The 19,460-nt window shown below is 42.2% G+C and carries 15 protein-coding genes; 7 read left to right on the top strand and 8 right to left on the bottom strand.

Features of this window, described 5'->3' with window-relative positions; genetic code table 11:
- Positions 1–20 precede the first annotated feature (20 nt).
- The 4 genes from ACWPWY_RS03095 (at position 21) to ACWPWY_RS03080 (ending at position 4,851) form a co-directional block, all read left to right on the top strand.
- A complete protein-coding gene (locus tag ACWPWY_RS03095) occupies positions 21–1,142 on the top strand; it encodes a YheC/YheD family endospore coat-associated protein (protein WP_454190342.1) in 1,122 nt (373 codons plus the stop codon).
- A gap of 103 nt (positions 1,143–1,245) precedes the next feature.
- Positions 1,246–2,619 (top strand): YheC/YheD family endospore coat-associated protein, encoded by a 1,374-nt coding sequence (locus ACWPWY_RS03090; protein ID WP_454190341.1) that lies wholly within the window; start codon positions 1,246–1,248, stop codon positions 2,617–2,619.
- Positions 2,619–3,728 carry a YheC/YheD family endospore coat-associated protein gene (locus ACWPWY_RS03085; RefSeq protein WP_454192778.1) on the top strand — a complete coding sequence of 370 codons (1,110 nt, stop codon included), beginning with the start codon at positions 2,619–2,621 and terminating at the stop codon, positions 3,726–3,728. The genes ACWPWY_RS03090 and ACWPWY_RS03085 overlap by 1 nt, the downstream gene beginning before the upstream one ends.
- Before the next feature lie 16 nt (positions 3,729–3,744).
- Complete coding sequence (locus ACWPWY_RS03080) at positions 3,745–4,851, top strand: YheC/YheD family endospore coat-associated protein (protein WP_454190340.1); 1,107 nt, start codon at positions 3,745–3,747, stop codon at positions 4,849–4,851.
- Positions 4,852–4,993: 142 nt separating this feature from the next.
- Here the strand turns inward: ACWPWY_RS03080 and ACWPWY_RS03075 are convergent, their stop codons facing one another.
- Positions 4,994–5,680 carry an HAD family hydrolase gene (locus ACWPWY_RS03075; protein WP_454190339.1) on the bottom strand — a complete coding sequence of 229 codons (687 nt, stop codon included), beginning with the start codon at positions 5,678–5,680 and terminating at the stop codon, positions 4,994–4,996.
- A gap of 379 nt (positions 5,681–6,059) precedes the next feature.
- Here ACWPWY_RS03075 and ACWPWY_RS03070 point away from each other — a divergent pair, with 379 nt between their 5' ends.
- On the top strand, positions 6,060–8,720 hold the full coding sequence (locus ACWPWY_RS03070) for a cation-translocating P-type ATPase (protein WP_454190338.1): 2,661 nt from the start codon (positions 6,060–6,062) through the stop codon (positions 8,718–8,720).
- A 107-nt stretch (positions 8,721–8,827) separates the two neighbouring features.
- On the opposite strand, the gene yfkAB is transcribed toward ACWPWY_RS03070, so the two are convergent.
- From yfkAB to ACWPWY_RS03055, 3 genes are all read right to left on the bottom strand, one after another.
- On the bottom strand, positions 8,828–9,970 hold the full coding sequence (gene yfkAB, locus ACWPWY_RS03065; protein ID WP_454190337.1) for a radical SAM/CxCxxxxC motif protein YfkAB: 1,143 nt from the start codon (positions 9,968–9,970) through the stop codon (positions 8,828–8,830).
- 108 nt (positions 9,971–10,078) lie between these two features.
- The gene (locus tag ACWPWY_RS03060; protein ID WP_454190336.1) at positions 10,079–11,194 is read right to left on the bottom strand and encodes an HD-GYP domain-containing protein; all 1,116 of its coding nucleotides are present in this window, start codon (positions 11,192–11,194) and stop codon (positions 10,079–10,081) included.
- A 33-nt stretch (positions 11,195–11,227) separates the two neighbouring features.
- The gene (locus ACWPWY_RS03055; RefSeq protein WP_454190335.1) at positions 11,228–12,688 is read right to left on the bottom strand and encodes a bifunctional metallophosphatase/5'-nucleotidase; all 1,461 of its coding nucleotides are present in this window, start codon (positions 12,686–12,688) and stop codon (positions 11,228–11,230) included.
- Between the two features lie 133 nt (positions 12,689–12,821).
- Here ACWPWY_RS03055 and moaD point away from each other — a divergent pair, with 133 nt between their 5' ends.
- Entirely contained in the window at positions 12,822–13,553 is a 732-nt protein-coding gene (moaD, locus tag ACWPWY_RS03050; RefSeq protein WP_454190334.1) for a molybdopterin converting factor subunit 1, read from the top strand.
- Positions 13,554–13,638: 85 nt separating this feature from the next.
- Positions 13,639–14,679, top strand: a complete 1,041-nt coding sequence (locus ACWPWY_RS03045; protein WP_454190333.1) for an HD-GYP domain-containing protein — start codon at positions 13,639–13,641, stop codon at positions 14,677–14,679.
- Between the two features lie 399 nt (positions 14,680–15,078).
- On the opposite strand, the gene sufB is transcribed toward ACWPWY_RS03045, so the two are convergent.
- The 4 genes from sufB to sufD are packed head-to-tail and all read right to left on the bottom strand — an operon-like array spanning position 15,079 to position 19,439.
- Positions 15,079–16,476 (bottom strand): Fe-S cluster assembly protein SufB, encoded by a 1,398-nt coding sequence (gene sufB / locus ACWPWY_RS03040; RefSeq protein ID WP_454190332.1) that lies wholly within the window; start codon positions 16,474–16,476, stop codon positions 15,079–15,081.
- Positions 16,477–16,496: 20 nt separating this feature from the next.
- Positions 16,497–16,928, bottom strand: coding sequence for a Fe-S cluster assembly sulfur transfer protein SufU (gene sufU, locus ACWPWY_RS03035; RefSeq protein ID WP_160032916.1), 432 nt, complete (start codon positions 16,926–16,928; stop codon positions 16,497–16,499).
- Positions 16,918–18,141 (bottom strand): cysteine desulfurase, encoded by a 1,224-nt coding sequence (locus ACWPWY_RS03030; protein WP_454190331.1) that lies wholly within the window; start codon positions 18,139–18,141, stop codon positions 16,918–16,920. Before ACWPWY_RS03030 ends, sufU begins: the two co-directional genes overlap by 11 nt.
- The gene (gene sufD, locus ACWPWY_RS03025; protein WP_454190330.1) at positions 18,138–19,439 is read right to left on the bottom strand and encodes a Fe-S cluster assembly protein SufD; all 1,302 of its coding nucleotides are present in this window, start codon (positions 19,437–19,439) and stop codon (positions 18,138–18,140) included. The genes ACWPWY_RS03030 and sufD overlap by 4 nt, the downstream gene beginning before the upstream one ends.
- Positions 19,440–19,460: the final 21 nt, after the last annotated feature.

Below are 19,460 nucleotides of genomic sequence, written 5' to 3'. Positions count from 1 at the left end.
AGAAAGGAGGAACATGAGATATGCAAGGAACACTCGGTACTCTCGGAGTTCTCGTTAATGAACGAGAAGGTTCACCTCCTTTTGCGGATGAAGTCTTTTGCCAGAGGTTATGTCAGGAAAGTGATAAATTTGATATGGACGTCGTCGTTATTACTCCTAAAGGAACTGCACCCAATGGAAAATATCAAGGGTATCGGTATGTAAATGAGAACTGGACTCAGGAAACGATTGATCTGCCTGATCTGATTTACGACCGTTGTCTCACCCCCGTTCCCGGAATATTTCGGCGCAGATTACGTCAGGCAAGCAAATCCGCTTCCCGCAAAATCCGATTTCTCTCCAGATCACTGCCAGGCAAATGGCATGTGTACCAGACACTAAAATCATATGAAATACTGCATAAACATTTACCGGAAACCGAACTTTATACCTCCAAGGACCAGTTGAAAACATGGCTTAAAAAACACCCGGATGGCGTTTTTCTGAAACCGCAAGCAGGATCACATGGCAAAAGTACCGTAAGAGCACAGTGGATTTCATCGGAGCAAACTCTCTATGTTCAGGGACGTAACCGATACAATCGGAGCTTCGAGAAACGATTCTCTCATCTCTCTTCCGGCCTTGCACAGCTGCATCGTATTCTCACCTCCAAACCTTATATTATCCAGCCATTTTTGCCGCTTATGAATAAAGATAAGAAACCATTCGATCTTAGAGCTTTGGTACAAAAAAACGGCTTTGGACAATGGGACCTTAGCGGGCTAATTATTCGGGAAGGCACAGCAGATAGTCTTACATCCAATCTTCACGGGGGCGGAACAGCAAAGGATGCCCACTCCTTCCTTGAGCAAGAATACGAAAAAGAAACCACCTCTCTCCTTTTCGCACAAGCAGCAACGTTATCTGCTCTCATCCCGAGTATTCTAGAAAGCCGCTATGGAAGGCTCAGCGAGCTGGGTATTGATTACGGAATCGACCGAAGCGGTCATCTATGGATTCTTGAAGTGAACTCTAAACCGGGGCGTGCTGCCTTCCTTCTGTCTGGTGATTCCGAGAGTATTAATAAAGCTTGTAATCGGCCGCTAGAGTATGCTCGTTATCTACTGCTCCGTTCACAAGGATCACCTTCTTCATTAGAGTAACCACAAATTAGAATGGAATAAATCCCTCCAAAGCAAACTGCCAGTTCTGTAATTATACACATCAATAATCCTTTGCGTTTTTGGGATAGGAGGATAAAAATAAATGAGCCTGACATTATGCAATCTGCATTTTACGAAGCGGCCGGAGAAAATCATATATCTATCTAATGCACTCATTAAAAATTTTCAATTATCCGGTAAAAAGAACATTCATATCCGGCTGGGTAAAAATCGGATTCAAGTAAATCTAAAACCCATGAAGAAAAGCGGAAAACATATCTATCTTTCAAGTGGTGTGCGCAGTGCGATTCAGGTACCAACAACAGGCGGCATCTTTGTAAAAAATGTCGAAGGAGACGAAGTGCATCTCGGACCACTGATTGGAATTTTATCTGACGGCCCCCTATCTGCTACCAAACCCTTTGGTTCAAGAACCGGTTTTGTGAAGCAGTTACTCAGAGAAGGTAATCAGAAATCGTACACCTTTGGTTTTACTCCTCGAGATATTGACTGGAGCAGTGAAACGGTATACGGGTATTTCCTTAACAGCTCTGGTGGATTTGTCAGAAGGCGTGTACCGCTTCCTGATGTGATCTATAATCGTCTGCCGAGCAGAAGGTCTGATTTCTCGTATTCTACAAACCAGCTCCGTGATCGTTTTGAACGTAAAAACATCCCTTTCTTCAATTGGAGCTTTTTTAATAAATCAGATATTTACAAACTTCTTGAAGATGATCAAACCGTGAATGGTTATGTGCCCGAGTCCCATCTTAATCCGAGCATGGAGCTTATTAACGAAATGTTAGAAAAACATCAAATTGTTTATTATAAACCTTCTTCCGGAAGCCTGGGTCAAGGTATCTATCGATTGACCTATTTGCCGAGTCGCGGATATTTTTGCCGTTATCGTAAAGCGGGTGGTAATGTTCTTTTGCGCTTTAAGACATTTAAAAGCCTTGCCCGAATGTTAAAAGCGAAAATCGGTTCTGAGTCTCATGACTATGTTGCACAGCAAGGAATTAGACTCATAGAAATTGACCGCTGCCCTATCGATTTTCGATTTCACATGCACAAGAATGGAAACAACAAATGGGTAGTCGTAGGGATTGGGGCTAAAAAAGCCGGGAAAGGATCCATTACCACCCACATAAAAAATGGCGGCTCTTTAATGACACCAGAACAAGCGCTCACCAAAACATTTGGCAGCAGGTCATCTGAAGTTTTGCAAAAAACAAAAGATGTCGCTATTAAACTTGCGGAGGCCATTGAGTTTCATCATAAGCATGTTCTTGGTGAAATTGGATTTGACCTTGGCATTGATCAGGAGGAACACGTATGGATGTTCGAAGCGAACGCAAAACCGGGGCGATCGATCTTCCGTCACCCGCTCCTCAGAGCAGAGGGGAAAGCATCGGTGGAACACATATTAGACCACTGTTTATATCTAAGTCAGTTCCATCAGAGGGAAGATTTGTGATTGGTGAGAGCCGGGACACGAAGCCAACTATTGCGATTCTGACCATGCATGATAAGAAGCTTCTCTTTCGGGGAAACCGCAACAATTTTCGCGACATTATTAACACCGGTGAAGAGCTTGGATGTTCTGTATACATCGTAACCGTCCGCGACTTGAAGCTGTCTTCTAGAGAAATTAAAGGATACCGCTATGATGCTCACGTAAAGGAATGGGTTCAGGACCTATTCCCCCTTCCTCAGGTGATCTATAACCGTATTCCTCAGCGGGAAGATGAACAAGATCCATTGGTAAGGAAAAAGATACAGGAGTGTCTGGACCATCCGGGCATTACTTTGTTCAATCCTTACTTTTTTAATAAATGGGATCTGTTTGAATGGCTCAGTAAAGTGAAGTCTACCCGTGATTTTATCCCCTATACCAAAAGACTTCGAACCAGGCGCGGTTTAGGAAAAGTACTGGAACAATATCCTTATGTTTATTTAAAGCCGGAAAACGGAAAAGCAGGTAAAGGAATTATGCGGCTTACTTTTCAAAAGAAAGAAAAACTACCTTTTATACTTCGAATTCAAGACAACAAAAAAAGTGTGACGTACAAGGCAGCTACCCTTCAAAAACTTTGGAACAGAGTCCAATTAGAAACGGAAGATTGCAAGTATATCATTCAGCAAGGAATCAAACTTGCCACCTATAAGGGCCGGCCTTTTGATCTCCGCGTACTGGTCCAAAAGAACAGCAAAGGCGTGTGGAGTCTCTCGGGAATCGGTGCTAGACTTGCTGGTCTAAAAAGTATTACAACACATGTTCCCCGCGGTGGCAGTGTGGAGGATCCGTATGAACTGCTGTCCGAAGTATTCGGTTCAGAAGGAGCAAGCCAGATTATGAATCATGTGAAAGAGACTTCCATCACCATTGCAAAACAAGTGGAAAAGGCAGCAGGTCATAAACTTGGTGAAATGTCCATGGATCTGGGTGTGAACCCGAGCGGAGGTATCTGTTTCTTTGAAGCAAATGCAAAACCAATGAAATTCGATGAACCTTTAATACGCAAGCGGTCACTGGAGCGAATTATTCATTACTGCACCTATTTAGCGAAACAAATAGAAAATTAGAGAAGGTGATCCTTTTATGCCGTCACCTGTCCTAGGCATACTCACTCTGTATCTTAACGATAAAAAGCATCTTGAAGAGAAAAAAGTCTATGAGAAGATGATTGAAGAAGGCCAAAAGCTGGGCATAGACGTGTATGTATTCACTCCCTCTGATGTAAATTCCAGCAATGAACTGATTCATACTCTGATGTATCTACCTGAGCAGAATCGCTGGATACGTAAATGGCGTTCTTTTCCGGATCTCATCTTTGATCGTTGCCGAATTCAGCGGGGTGAACGATTTCAGGAACTGCTTCGTTTTCGTAAAAAATATGCACATCTTCTATTTCTAAATCGTCCGCTTCGTAATAAGTGGACCCTGCATCAAGTGTTAAATAAAAAAGCCCTATTTCGCCCCTTTCTACTGGATACTAAACTGTATGGAAGCACGGCCGATGTCAAATCGATGCTAAAAAAATACAAACTTCTTTATCTGAAGCCGATTAACGGAACAGGCGGCCGCGGAATCTTACGTATCGAGCGAAGCTCAAAAGACAACACTAACATCTTACTTGTACAAGGAAGGGATCAGCAGAGACGTATCATCTCACCAAGAAAGATCCAAACTGAAAATATATCCACACTACTTTCATCTGAAGACATGGGAACTCGATATATCATTCAAGAAGGGGTTCAATTAAAACTTCCTAATGGTCGTGTTCATGATTACCGTATGCTCGTACAGAAGAATAAACATGGGCAGTGGGAATGTACCGGCTGTGCAGGACGAATTGGTGCAGAGCGAAGTGTAACTTCCAATCTGCATGGCGGTGGCAGGGCTGCGGAGATGAACGAACTATTATCGCGATGGATATCACTTCCTGAAAAACGGAACGAGGTTCGAGAAACAGCAGAAGAGTTCGGTATTGAGGTTGCTGAGTACCTAGAGAAAACCTATGGAGATTTATGTGAATTGGCTCTTGATCTTGCTATCGATAAGAACGGCCGCATTTATCTTATTGAGGTGAATCCTAAACCAGCACGTGAAGTATTTATTGAGATTGGTCAAGATGAGGTATACCGTCAGGCCATTATTAAACCTCTCGAATACTCGCTGTGGCTTTATAAACAAAAGAATAAATAACTCTCTATAAAGATATGCCAAAAACAAGCCGCATATGTTATATCTGTCCACCGGAGGATTCACTTACTCCAGATGGGAAGTATATAACCTTGCGGCTTGTTGTATTTTTGATATGCGCAATCTAATAAGTGTTACCGATAATCTATTCGGCTTTGTTATACAGCTCGAGCAGCTCCGAGAAATCATTTATAAATGCAGTTGAACCCTTGAGTTCATCTTCCTTACCAAATCCAGCATAGGAACAGCCAATTACGGCCTGACCATTTTGAACCCCCGCTTCCACATCGGAAGAACGATCTCCTACCATCCACGCGTTTCTAATGCCATGTTTATCAAGAAGCAGCTTCACTAGATCGACTTTTGAAGCCGTACTGAACTCACCTGCACTATACAGATCGTCAAACCATTCGGTAATCTCGTGCATTTCAGCTACTCCTTTTACATAATGTTCTAGTCCATTACTCGCTACAAAAAGTTTGACACCCTTCTTATGAAGCTCTTGAAGTGTTTCTTTTACTCCTGGATAAAGAACTCCAGACCCTGCTTTTAGATCTTCCAATTCAAGCTGCAAAAGGAGCTCATCTGCACGAGCCTTCGCCTCCTTTGTCGCATTCGGAATTACTTTATTCCATATATCCGGAAGTAACATCCCGAGACATCCAAGCATGAGTTCATCTGGCGGAGTTGGACCCTCATGATGACCTTCCTCCCTCAAGATATCAAACAAGCGGTGATATACAGGGATGAGAAGTGATTCTGTTTGAAAAAGAGTACCATCCATATCAAAGATCATGGCCTCCGGCTTTTTGAGGGTAACCAATTGATTCATTACTGCAGCATCCTTTCCGTATCCGAAATAATCAAAGTATATATGATCTCTATATATGATACGCATTTTTTAACAGTCATGTAAACCTGGGTTATGTAAAATATAACTTGATTGAATCAATTTCATAACTCATTAGAAATTGGTTCAATTCACAAAAGATATATATTTATCTTCAGAAATCAGGTGTCTGCTCTTATTTAAGCGGGTAATGAACAGAGTATTTATGATTCAAGCATAACAAGAGGAGGGTGTGGAGAAATTACACTGGAGAGAGTCAATTACTTTCTTTTGCTGATGCTTGAAATATACATAAGGCAAAAGAGAATACAGGCTTGGTAAGAATCTTCGACAGCCAGAATAACAAGGGAGGGAAATTCGATTGAATTACTATCAACAAAGTAAAGAAGAGGTTCTCAGCAAAGTAAATAGTTCAGAACAAGGAATTTCCAGTACAGAAGCACAAAAACGACTGGATTCAAAAGGTTATAATGAACTGAAAGCAAAAGACAGAGATCCCATATGGAAACTTTTTTTAGAAAACTTTAAAGACCCTATGGTCATTGTACTTCTCATTGCAGCTGCTGTTCAGCTTTTCCTTGGGCAATATATTGAATCTTTAATCATTTTTCTTGTTCTTGTTCTTAACGCCATCGTTAGTGTTGTGCAAACAAGAAAAGCAGAAGGTTCACTTGATGCCCTCCGTAACCTCTCTGCTCCTGAAGCGAAAGTCATTCGAGATGGAGCACGTATAACGATACCTGCTAGAGAACTTGTTCCCGGCGACATTGTGTTGCTCGAAGCAGGTGACAATGTACCCGCAGACGGACGTATCATTGAATCCGGAAGCTTAAAGGTAAATGAAGGTATGCTTACCGGAGAATCCGAAGCTGTTGAGAAGCATACCGATCCTATAGAAGGTGAAGTTGCTATAGGCGATCGTCTCAATATGGTATTTAGCGGTGCGCTTACCGTTTATGGCAGAGGTACGATTGTCGTTACGGCTACTGGAGAACAAACAGAGATCGGAAAGATTGCAGGCCTGATTGAAAGTGCAGAATCCAAACAAACACCGCTCCAGCGAAAGTTGGACAAATTCAGTAAAAAACTAGGGGTTTTCATTCTCATCCTGTCCGTTATTATTTTCGGAGTAGAAGCAGCGCGTATTTATTTTAACGATAGCTCCGTAGATATGACTGCATCTATTCTGAATGCTCTTATGTTCGCGGTTGCTGTTGCCGTTGCTGCCATCCCGGAAGCTTTATCATCCATCGTGACCATTGTTCTTTCCGTGGGAACGAATAAAATGGCAAAACAGCATGCGATTATTCGTAAGCTGCCTGCGGTTGAGTCACTAGGGTCAACGAGTGTAATTTGTACAGATAAAACGGGTACACTGACTCAAAACCGAATGACTGTAGTCGATTATTACCTGCCTGAAGGAACCAAAGAAGAATTTCCTGATGATCCAGATACGTTAACCGCTGCAGAAAGAAGACTCTTGCACATTGCTGTACTTTGTAACGATTCTCATATTAATGAAGAAGGAAAAGAACTCGGGGATCCGACGGAAACTGCGCTTATTGCGTTTAGTAATAAGAAAAACAAACATTACCGAGAAATTCGTGATCAATTCCCACGGGAAGCGGAAATTCCTTTTGACTCGGATCGAAAGCTTATGTCGACCATCCATACTTTTGATGGACAGAAGACCATTTTGACAAAAGGCGGTCCTGACGTACTATTCAGTCGTTGTAATCGTGTCTTTATCCACGGTGAAGAACAACCGCTCACAGACGAAATGATTGAACAATTCCGTCATCAAAATGAAGAGTTCTCTAAACGAGCGCTTCGTGTTCTGGCATATGCTTATAAAAACATTCCGAATGATACAAAAGAGATCAATGTAAATGACGAGTATGACCTTGTTCTTGTCGGTCTTACCGCGATGATCGATCCACCGCGCGAAGAGGTCTTTGACTCGATTGTGGAATCTAAAAAAGCAGGAATCCGTACGGTAATGATTACTGGTGACCATAAGACAACAGCTCAAGCTATTGGACGGGATATCGGACTCATGAGTGAGGGAGATATTGCGGTAACAGGTCAAGAACTTGATGCGATGTCAGAACAAGAACTTGATCAGAAGTTAGAACAAATCTCCGTCTATGCCCGTGTTTCACCAGAGAATAAAATTCGAATTGTTCGTGCTTGGCAGAAAAAAGGTCAAATCACTGCAATGACGGGTGACGGTGTTAACGATGCACCTGCATTGAAACAAGCAGATATCGGGGTTGCCATGGGTAGTGGTACGGACGTAGCTAAAGATGCGTCGGCCATGATTCTGACAGATGATAATTTCGTTTCCATTGTTAACGCAGTGGAAGTAGGTCGTACTGTATTTGATAACATTAAGAAAGCGATCGCGTATCTGTTCGCAGGAAATTTAGGGGCAATCATTGCGATTCTCTTCGCCTTGATTGTGGACTGGATTAATCCATTTACGGCGATTCAGCTCTTGTTCATCAATCTGGCGAATGACTCGCTTCCAGCCATTGCGCTAGGAATGGAAAAAGCAGAACCGAATGTGATGTCGCGGAAACCGCGTGATATTAACGAAGGTATCTTTGCTGGTGGAACACTGTCAGCAGTGATTACGAGAGGTCTGCTAATCGGGATCGCGGTTATTATCTCCCAGTATATCGGGCTTCAACATTCGCCTGAAATGAGTGTGGCCATGGCCTTTACAACGCTGATTTTGGCACGTACCCTGCAGACCTTTGCAGCACGATCCAGTCAGCAAACGATTTTCCAGGTTGGATTCTTGTCCAATAAATATGTTATTGGAGCCGTCCTACTATGTTTCGTGCTTTACGGTATTACTTTGCTTCCTGGCGTGCGTGGTATCTTCTCCATTCCCACAACGTTTGGATGGAATGAATTCCTTATTGCCGGTGGACTTGCCCTCGGCTCCGTATTGCTGATGGAAGTAATTAAATTTATACGAGTAAGTATGCGTAAAGATGATCAGGCTACTTCCTAACGAATAAATCTAAAAAGAGGCAGTTACGTATATGACGTGACTGCCTCTCCTTTATGAAATTTCTCCTTGCTCTGACGATAACCTTATATTTACTTAAGTTCATTAAGTTACACGATATCAGAGAATGCTTTTCTAGTTTTGAAATCTACATCCTTATAATACATATCTGCAACAAGCAGGTTAGGTCCACAGCACTGAGCAGCATCACAAAAACAGTTTACGGTTTGATTGAGTGGATGATTTGTCGTCCATTCTTCAAAAATATCATCAAGTTTCTTATTTTTGATGTTACCAAAAGCAGGGATATCCGCAAAATCCGTCACATACACATTACCGGTGAACATGTTCACATTAACTCGGTTACGACCATCCGGATCGTTACGAACCGTTATATTCGGCTCTTTATGAAGTCTAGAAATAAGCTTGCGATCTTCTTCGCCCCCATTACAAGCGTAAAACGGAAGGGTTCCAAACAACATCCACATGTCTTTGTCTCTGGCATCTAGCAATCCATGAATACTTGTACGCATGTCATCTAATGAAAGCACTGGCAGAGAAGCGGCAAAATTAGACGCATACATCGGGTGCACTTCATGGCGTTTTGCCCCCATCTGTCCAATTAAACGATGAATACCAGCTAATTTATCATGCGTGCGATAATTAATCATGGATTCGGCTGATATAAACATTCCTTGCTCACTGAGTTTCAACGAATTTTCCATCATTTTATCGTACATTCTTGCTGCTACTTCATAATTTACTGGCCGCGGACTGTTTGTAAATCCTACCTCATGTAAATCCTTAGCACTTAGATAATTAAAGGAAATATGCATGACATCAAGATAAGGCAGCATTTTCTCATAACGACTGAGGTCAAGCGTCAGGTTAGAGTTAATCTGGGATCTTATCCCTCGTTCTCTTGCGTATTTCAGCAGCGGTACAATCATTTCATCTACCGTTTTTTCGAGAAAACTTGGTTCCCCGCCTGTTAAACTAATCGTTTCAAGATGTTCTACCTGATCCAGTGCCTTGATCATCTCAGAAACAGGCAATGCAGGTGCCTCTTTCATGACAAGCATGTCTCCTACAGCGCAATGTTCGCAGCGCATATTACACAAGTGGGTCACTGTCATCTCTACACTTGTCAGCTTATGCTGCCCATATTTTCGCAGTGACATAATGGGATCCCAAGGATCATAAGACGGAGAAATAACTTGTAAAGAATTCGATTCATGATTTAATAAACTCAATTTAATTCACCTTACTTCCTAAAATAAACGGATAGCATAAAGCAATCCTTACCATTATTCATTATTAATTTTGTATATCACGTATGTTTACCCAACAAAAACACCTCGTTATGTAAACTGAGGCACTTCCGAGTTCATCATAACTGCCTCCCCGCCCACTCCCACAATCATCACGGATAAATGTTTCATTAAATCAAGATCATAAGGAGTAGGTAGCTGCCTGCCTTCTGAATCTTTCATAATTCGTACAACCGGACGATGCGGTGCTTGGGGATGGATACGAACTACGACTGCGGTATCCCCCGTGGTAAGCTGTACGGTAAGACCCACCGGATAAATAGCTACATAATCCCTAAAAATCTCCAAGATATGCTGATCATAAAGTGTGCCTGATCCCGTAAACAGCATTTCTACTGCTTGATGCGGCAGCAGAGCATTCTGATAAACACGATTCGTGGTCATGGCATCATAAGAGTCTGTGAGTGCAAGCAGTTTACCATATTCATGAATATCCGATCCTTTTAGCCCCTGAGGGTAACCTTGACCATCCATTCGTTCATGGTGCTGAAGTGCACAATGTGCCGATAATAAAGGGATTCCAGGTTCATCTTTTAAAAGTTTGAATCCATATAACGTATGATTCTTTACGATTTCGTATTCCTCATGAGTTAGCTTTCCTGGCTTTTGTAGAATATGAGGAGGTATTTGAGTCTTTCCAATATCATGCAGCATCGCACCAAGACCGATCTCCATCAGTTTACTATGGTCATAACCAAGTGCCTTGGCAAGAATCAACGTATTAATACATACATTAAGCGAATGATCATATAAAGTGTGATCCATGGTATGCATTCCCGTCATCATGATCATGACACCCGGCTGAGAACTGATATCTTCAAGAATAAGTTCCATCACACCGGTAAATTTTTTTCCTAAATAAGGATACTTATTTTTCATTTTTCCGCCGGAAAGAATAGAGAACTGTTCTTTGATCTCCTTCATCGCTCTAATTCTAGTTTCTTCTCGCAACACAACAGGAAATTCTAAATCCTCCGTCAAAGGGTCCTGAATATATACATAACTAATACCCAACTGAGAGATTCGCTTGATCAGATGGGAGGTCAGTTCAACTTGTTCACTGAGTAAAACAATACCCTCATCATTATATATTCGCTTGCCGAGTTTCATACCGGGCTCAAGCATAGCAATGGGTACAAGACGCAAGGTCACCCTCTCCTGCCTACATTAAAATGCTCTTTAACAGTTCCTTTCCTTCGATACGTTCGAATGCCAACGGGCCAATGAACTTTCTTCTAGCGATTGTGGTCTTTGCAGCTCCATACCGAGCAAATCTCTAATAAACTCGGGTAATCGATAGGATAGGTCGGAACCTAAAGATAGACTTTCGTAACCAATATTAAATGTAAACATGTCAAGCGTTCCTACTTTATAAAGCTGCTCATCGTTAAGAACCGTTCCTTGAACACGGATCTCCGTAATCTTATGATAGGGCGGCAACGATTCATCATAATACACTTCCGCACCATCGAGACACAGACTTCCCATTTGATATCCTCGGAAACCAAATCCTTTGAACACTAATTCTCTATATTCAGGAAGCAGACTTTGCTCCAGCGCTCTTCGCAAATCTGCCCCTTTTAATTGAATTGTACACGCATTTATGGGAGATGGACATAAAGAATGTAACATACCCTCCGTAATGTTTCCTGCCGGAAGCGCCCCTAATAGCTGACCTGCATTCACAACAGAGAGCTCTGCCTCTGTGAAATGTCTAACCGCCTGAGCTAATATATTACCAAATGGGGACTCTTCATCCCAAGAAATAGGGAGATCTCTGTCCGTAATCGCTACGGTCCGGCTCAGTCTAATCTCAGCCTGCTCACGATGAGCAAGAATCGCCGCAGTTACATTTTCATCTAAAAGCGTCTCATTTACCGGATAACATCCCCCGGAAACCAAAGAAAAACGCTCCTGTCCAGGATGACGTTCAAGGGTTACTTTCCCCAAATACTGACCATACTTTCCGGCGCCGCAAATCACAGTACCATTTATCATCAGCGGTTCTTTAAGCACATGGTGTGTATGTCCTCCTAGAATCACATCGATTCCTTCTATTATTTCGGCTATTCTCTCATCCATCATAATACCTAAGTGGGACAATACAATCACAATATCAACCTGATCCTTTATCTCAGCAACCTGACTTTGTAATGTATGAATCGGTTCAAGTGCTTCGAGTCCAAGTAATTCATAAAAAGCGTTAAATGGAGCGGTAGCTCCGAGGAGTCCAATCCGGATCCCGCCTTTATTCATGATATGATAAGGTTCCATCCACATTGGAGGCTTACCTGTACTTTTTAATAAAAGATTCCCACATACGACGGGACATAAAATTCCTGCATATGCTTGATCAAGAATATCAGTTGTAAACGTGAGTCCTTCATTATTTCCGATGGTAACTGCATCATAGCCTGTCATATTTATGATATCAATATTTGCACCACCCATCGTGCCTTCTGTCTCGGCGGCCATCCGGTCCATATGATCTCCTATATCAAGAACCAACACTTCTTCTCCGGATGAAGATTGTTCTTTAGCTTCGTTAATCATCGCAGCGAGCGAGCCCATTTGTTCAAAATGACTATGGATATCATTCGTGTGAAGAATGGTTAATACTTGTTTTTGTGAATCGTTCATCTTCGTTCTCTCCTCCGGAAAAATGATACAGTATAGTCCTTATTACCTGTTTCCTCTAATAGATAAGCATAACATTTTTATGTAAGATATGATATATTAAAAGGGTTTATCAAGCAAAAATGAGGTGAATAAAATGAAAATAACCGTTTTATTATTTGCAGGTATAGCTGAAAGAATCGGCAAATCTAGAGTCGAACTTACGTTAACAGAATCTGCAACAGCAGGACAAGTAAAAGAAGAACTTATTCATCAATACCCCGATGCTGCTGGGCTAATTCAGAGTGCGATTATTGCAATAAACCAAGAATACGCACCCTCACACGCTACCCTGAATGCAGAAGATGAAATTGCCCTCATCCCGCCTGTTTCTGGTGGAGACGGAGCCAATTCTGCTTCCGCTGACAGTGAAAAGATCCACACGACTTCCGATGGGTTATATACAATTGGATACTCTCCGCTGTCTGTAGAACAAGTAACAGATAAAGTCATTACTCCTAATCATGGAGCTGCACTATCCTTTGTTGGCACTACAAGGGAAATGACGGGGGATCAGCGGACCGTTCTTCTTGAATATGAGGCTTATATTCCTATGGCTTTATCTATGATGCAAACGATAGGACAAGAAATAGATCAGCGCTGGCCTGGAACGCGGTGTGCCATCTCCCATCGACTGGGTAAAGTAGGTATTGCAGAGATTAGTGTAGTCATTGCGGTTTCTTCCCCTCACCGAGCTGACTGCTATGATGCAAGCAGGTATGCTATTGAACGTCTAAAGGAAATTGTGCCAATATGGAAAAAGGAAATATGGGCAGATGGATCCGAGTGGAAGGGGCATCAGACCGGACCATGGAAACCAAAAGCATGACTATTTCCTTTAACAAGTCATTGTCATACCATTTTTTTCTTGTTATGATATTTTTAAATTCAATGCTTAAAGGTGGTTTATTTGTTTGAGATTACATGTCACCGATCTTAAGCCCGGTCAGTTACTGGAAAGTGATGCATTTAATCATTCCGGTGTGCAGCTGATGCCAGCAGGCTCTCTCCTTAACGATTCCGATATTAATAGACTTAAATTGCATGGTATTGATTATGTAGATATCGCAGATAGTGTACAGCTGCCCGTTATCACATCGTCCCCGGGGGAATCGCTGATGAAGCTGGTTCCGCTGTTTGATACAACGATGGCAGGAACAGCAACCATTTTCAAGCAAGCAATGAACTCTGGAACCATTGCCATGAATGAAGTTGATGAACTGCTTCAACCGATGACAGAGCAGCTTATCGAGCAGAAGGATGTTGTCTCACTACTCCTGCTTTTAGACCGGGATGATGAGTATACCTATAACCATTCAGTACAAGTCGGCATTCTCACGTATTATATGGCCTCTTGGCTCGGTTATTCAGCAGAGGATTGTTATAACATCTCTAAAGCAGGTTATCTCATAGATATCGGGAAATCAATGGTTCCACAAGAACTATTACATAAGCCTGGGAAACTCAGCACCGAAGAATTTCGAATCATGAAAAAACACGCAAAGCAAGGACATGATATTATTCTTGCATCCACGGGAAATGAACTGCTTGCCCTCCCTGCACTTCAGCATCATGAGCGTGAGGACGGTAGTGGATACCCTTATGGACTGCGCAAGGATGATATCCATCCATATTCGCGTATAGCGGCTGTGGCAGACGTTTACAGCGCCATGACTACCACTCGTGTGTATCAATCCAAACAAGAGTATATCTCTGTCCTATGCGAGCTGTACGGTCTTAGCTTTGGTCAATTGAATGCAGAAGTAACTCAAAGTTTTATCAAACATTTGTTGCCGAATTTTATTGGTAAAAAAGTACTGCTCACTACCGGTGATACAGGACTTATTGTACTGAACAATCCCAATGATTATTTCAGACCTCTTGTAAAAAGCCCTCACGGGTTTATTGATCTTGCTAAGCATCGTTATATCGCGATTGTAGAAATTTATATTTAACAGTACGAACTAGAAACTATACATAAGAGCCTATCAAGTTACCTATGACGGTGGCGTACCCTTTAGATCATATTACATGCGTTGTCTATAACCAAGTAGGCAAAGATAACAAAAAGGCTGAGGAACCATTCCTCAGCCTTTTCTTTTGGTGAGATAATATGATATTCACTTCCATATAATAATGGGTGTGGAAAAATATCCAACTATTCTAATCGTAGATAATAAAAAAGTGGTGATGGAAACCCAGGACATCAAGGAAAAACCTTTTTTAATAAACTAATACAAAAAAAAAGAAGACGAACTATAAAAGTTCGTCTTCTTTATTGGATAAAGCTTTTTGAATCGGCTACAAATGTAGCACGTTAGTTCAAAAATCCTCTAAAGTTCTTCTATGACTAATTAACCGATAGAACCTTCCATCTCGAACTTAATGAGACGGTTCATCTCTACCGCATATTCCATTGGAAGTTCTTTCGTGAATGGCTCGATGAAGCCCATTACGATCATTTGTGTAGCTTCTGCTTCTGACAAGCCACGGCTCATCAGATAGAACAGCTGCTCTTCAGATACTTTAGACACGGTTGCTTCGTGTTCCAAAGTAATGTTGTCGTTCATGATCTCATTGTAAGGAATCGTATCCGAAGTGGACTCATTATCCAGAATCAGTGTATCACACTTGATATTGGATTTAGCACCTTCTGCGTTACGTCCAAATGAGGCAAGCCCACGATACGTTACTTTACCACCATGTTTACTGATGGATTTCGATACGATCGTAGAAGTTGTATCTGGTGCAAGGTGAATCATTTTAGCCCCTGCATCTTGATGCTGCTCTTTACCTGCTACCGCAATGGAAAGTACGGAACCTTTTGCACCGCGACCTTTCAGAACAACAGCTGGATATTTCATCGTCAGTTTGGAACCAATGTTACCATCGACCCATTCCATCGTTGCATTTTCTTCAGCAACCGCACGTTTAGTAACCAAGTTATAAATGTTTGGTGCCCAGTTTTGGATCGTTGTATAACGAACGCGAGCGTTCTTCTTCGCAATGATCTCAACTACTGCACTATGCAGGGAATTCGTGCTGTATACAGGAGCTGTACAGCCTTCTACATAGTGAACGAAGCTATCTTCGTCAGCAATGATCAGTGTACGCTCAAATTGACCCATGTTTTCGGAGTTAATCCGGAAGTAGGCTTGAAGCGGCACTTCACATTTTACACCTTTAGGTACATAGATAAAGCTTCCGCCAGACCATACCGCACTATTAAGTGCAGCAAATTTGTTATCCGCAGGTGGAATAATTGTAGCGAAATACTCTCTCAAAATTTCTGGATGTTCTCTGAGCGCAGTATCTGTATCCATGAAGATTACACCTTGGTCTTCAAGTTCTTTCTGCATGTTGTGATATACAACCTCAGATTCATACTGAGCAGATACACCAGCAAGGAACTTTTGCTCTGCTTCAGGAATACCCAGTTTATCGAATGTTTCTTTGATTTCTGTTGGTACTTCTTCCCATGTCTTACCTTGTCTCTCAGAAGGTCTTACATAGTATTGGATTTCGTCGAAGTCGAGACCATCAAGATCTCCACCCCATTTTGGCATATCCATTTTGTAAAATTGTTTCAGAGACTTCAGACGGAACTCAAGCATCCATTCAGGTTCTTCTTTAATACGGGAAATTTCTCTTACTACCTCTTCAGTCAGACCTTTACCCGTTTTAAAAATGGATTGGTGTTCGTCACGAAAACCATATTTATATTCTTCCATTTCTGGAGCTTTTTTAGCCATCGGGGTCTACCTCCCTATCGTTATTGTGATTTGTGATCCTCATCAATCCCTTTACGCAGTGCATTCCATGCAAGGGTTGCACACTTGATACGCGCCGGGAATTTATTTACACCGGATAGGGCTTCAATATCTTCATATTCGTCAAATTCTTGTTCCTCTCCTTGCATCAAGGAGGAGAAACGTTCTGCCAAGTTCAAAGCTTCTTCCATCGATTTGCCTTTAACAGCCTCTGTCATCATGGAAGCAGAAGACATACTGATCGAACAGCCATCTCCTGAATACTTTGCATCCTCGACAATTCCGTCTTTAACTTTTAGCTGCAATGAAATCCGGTCACCGCAAGTCGGATTGTTTAAATTCACTGTGACTGCGTCATCAGCAAAAGTACCCCGATTTCGCGGATTTTTATAGTGGTCCATGATTACGCGCCGATACAGATCGTCAAGTTGCATCACTAAAATACTCCTTTGTCTGGATTAAGGCGCTGACAAGACGGTCAACGTCTTGTTCAGTATTATATAGATAAAAACTAGCTCGTGCAGTGGAACCTACTTCCAGCCAGCGCATAAGCGGCTGACAGCAGTGATGCCCTGCACGGATCGCTACTCCGCTTGCATCAAGTACGGTCGCTACATCATGAGGATGAACACCCTCTAGATTAAAAGTCGCCAGTCCAACGTGACGTTTCTTAGGACCGTAAATGGTAATTCCTTCAATTTCAGATAACCGATCCATAGCATAATTCGCTAAAACACTTTCATGTCTTTCAATCTCGTCCATGCCAATATCTTCAAGGAAATCAATAGCAGCACCGAGACCTACTGCACCAGCAATGATCGGAGTTCCTCCTTCGAATTTCCAAGGGAGTTCTTTCCATGTGGATTCATATAATCCAACATCATCAATCATTTCGCCGCCAAATTCGACCGGCTCCATGGACTCAAGCAGCGCCTTCTTGCCATAAAGTGCACCGATACCGGTCGGACCACACATCTTGTGTCCAGACAAAGCATAGAAATCACAGTCTAAATCCTGAACATCAACTTTCATGTGCGGAGTACTCTGAGCCCCATCGATGACCATAACAGCGCCATGACGATGAGCAATCTCAGCGATCTCTTTCACAGGGTTGATTACACCAAGGACATTAGATACATATGCCATGGATACAATTTTGGTTTTTGGCGTAATAGTTGATTCCGCATCAGCCAATGACACACTGCCATCTGGCTGAAGTGGAATATATTTCAGAACAGCACCTGTTCGTAAAGCAAGTTGCTGCCAAGGAATGAGATTACTATGGTGTTCCATAGGAGTAATCACAATTTCATCACCTTCAGAAAGTACAGAAGGACCATAAGAGGATGCAACAAGATTTAATGCCGTTGTTGTACCTCTCGTGAATATAATCTCCTGTGTACGTCTTGCATTGATGAATTTGGCTACTTTTTGACGGGCACCTTCATACGCATCTGTGGCACGGCTGCCCAGTGTATGAACTCCGCGGTGCACGTTTGAGTTCTCCCACTCATAATAATGTTTTACGGCTTCTATTACAGCAATCGGCTTCTGAGAAGTCGCTGCACTATCTAAATATACCAACGGATGCCCATTGATCTCTTGACCTAAGATGGGAAATTGTTTCCGAATCTCTTCGGCGTTCATTGTCCTAATTTCCTTTCAACGAGAGATTGCAATTGAACTTGCAATTCTTTCATTGGAATATCAAAAATAACAGGAGCCAAAAATCCGTAAATGATCAATCTTTCCGCATCCGTACGGGAAATACCGCGTGACATTAAATAGAAAATTTGTTCGGGATTCACTTGACCTACAGAGGCAGCGTGACCTGCAGTAACGTCATCTTCATCGATGAGAAGAATTGGGTTCGCATCTCCACGTGCTTTCGGGCTAAGCATAAGAACACGTTCTGTCTGCTGACCATCTGCTTTGGTTGCACCCTTTTCAATTTTGGTAATACCATTGATGATTGCTGTTGCTTCTTCTCTCATAACAGCGCGAGTAATCATCTGACTTGAAGAGCTCTTACCAAAGTGTTTTGCTTGTGTGGTGTAATTCAGTTTTTGAGAACCAGCACCTACAGCAATTGTTTTTTGATCGGATGTTGAACCATTGCCTTTTAGCACAGAAAGTGTATCGCTGGCCGTATTGCCAATGTTCATCTCACCCACGATCCACTCAATGGAACCATCGTTCTCTACAACGGCGCGGCGGAAGGAAACATCCGTCACTTGATCACCAAGCTGATGAACCGTCGCAAAACGAACTTTTGCACCTGCTTTTACAAATACTTCGGCTACCCCAATATGAGATACTTCTGCATCTAGTTGTCCGGAAACATAGTTGTCTACATAAGTTACCTCACTGTTCGCATCAGCAATAATCAAAATATGTGGTGCAAACGTTGCAGTACCATCATCAGACAACAGAATTGCCTGAACCGGTTTATCGAGAACCACATTACGAGGAACGTAGAGGAATACTCCTCCGTTCCAGATTGCAGAATGAAGCGCTGCAAGCTGGTGTTCATCCGACTTCACTGCTGTATGAAGATGTTTTTTAACAAGATCTTCATGTTCACGTACCGCTGTTTCCAGGTCCATGAAGATAACACCTTGATCTGCTAACTCTTTGGATAGGTTGCTATACACAACACCGGAATTACGCTGAATCAGCAAAGTTCCGTCTTCTTCTTCTCTGATCAATGACTGAATTGATTCAGGAGCCTCTTCCAGAGAGATTGCGTTTGCTGCTTTATATTGCCCATATGCAGAAATATTCCAACGTTCTATTTTTGTTTTTTCCAGTTTCGGAAGCTCAAGGCTACCAGCAAGTTCAAGCGCAGCTTGGCGCTGATCTGTAAGCCAAGCCGGCTCATTTTTGCTTTCGGATAACGCGCGAAGCGCTACGGAATCAACCGGAAGAATGGTTTGTGTTGTCATTTACTTTTGTCCTCCTCCGTT

The organism is Paenibacillus sp. Marseille-Q7038, from assembly GCF_965111595.1.
Note: the sequence above shows the minus strand (reverse complement) of the source record. Positions and strands in the feature narration are given on the sequence as shown.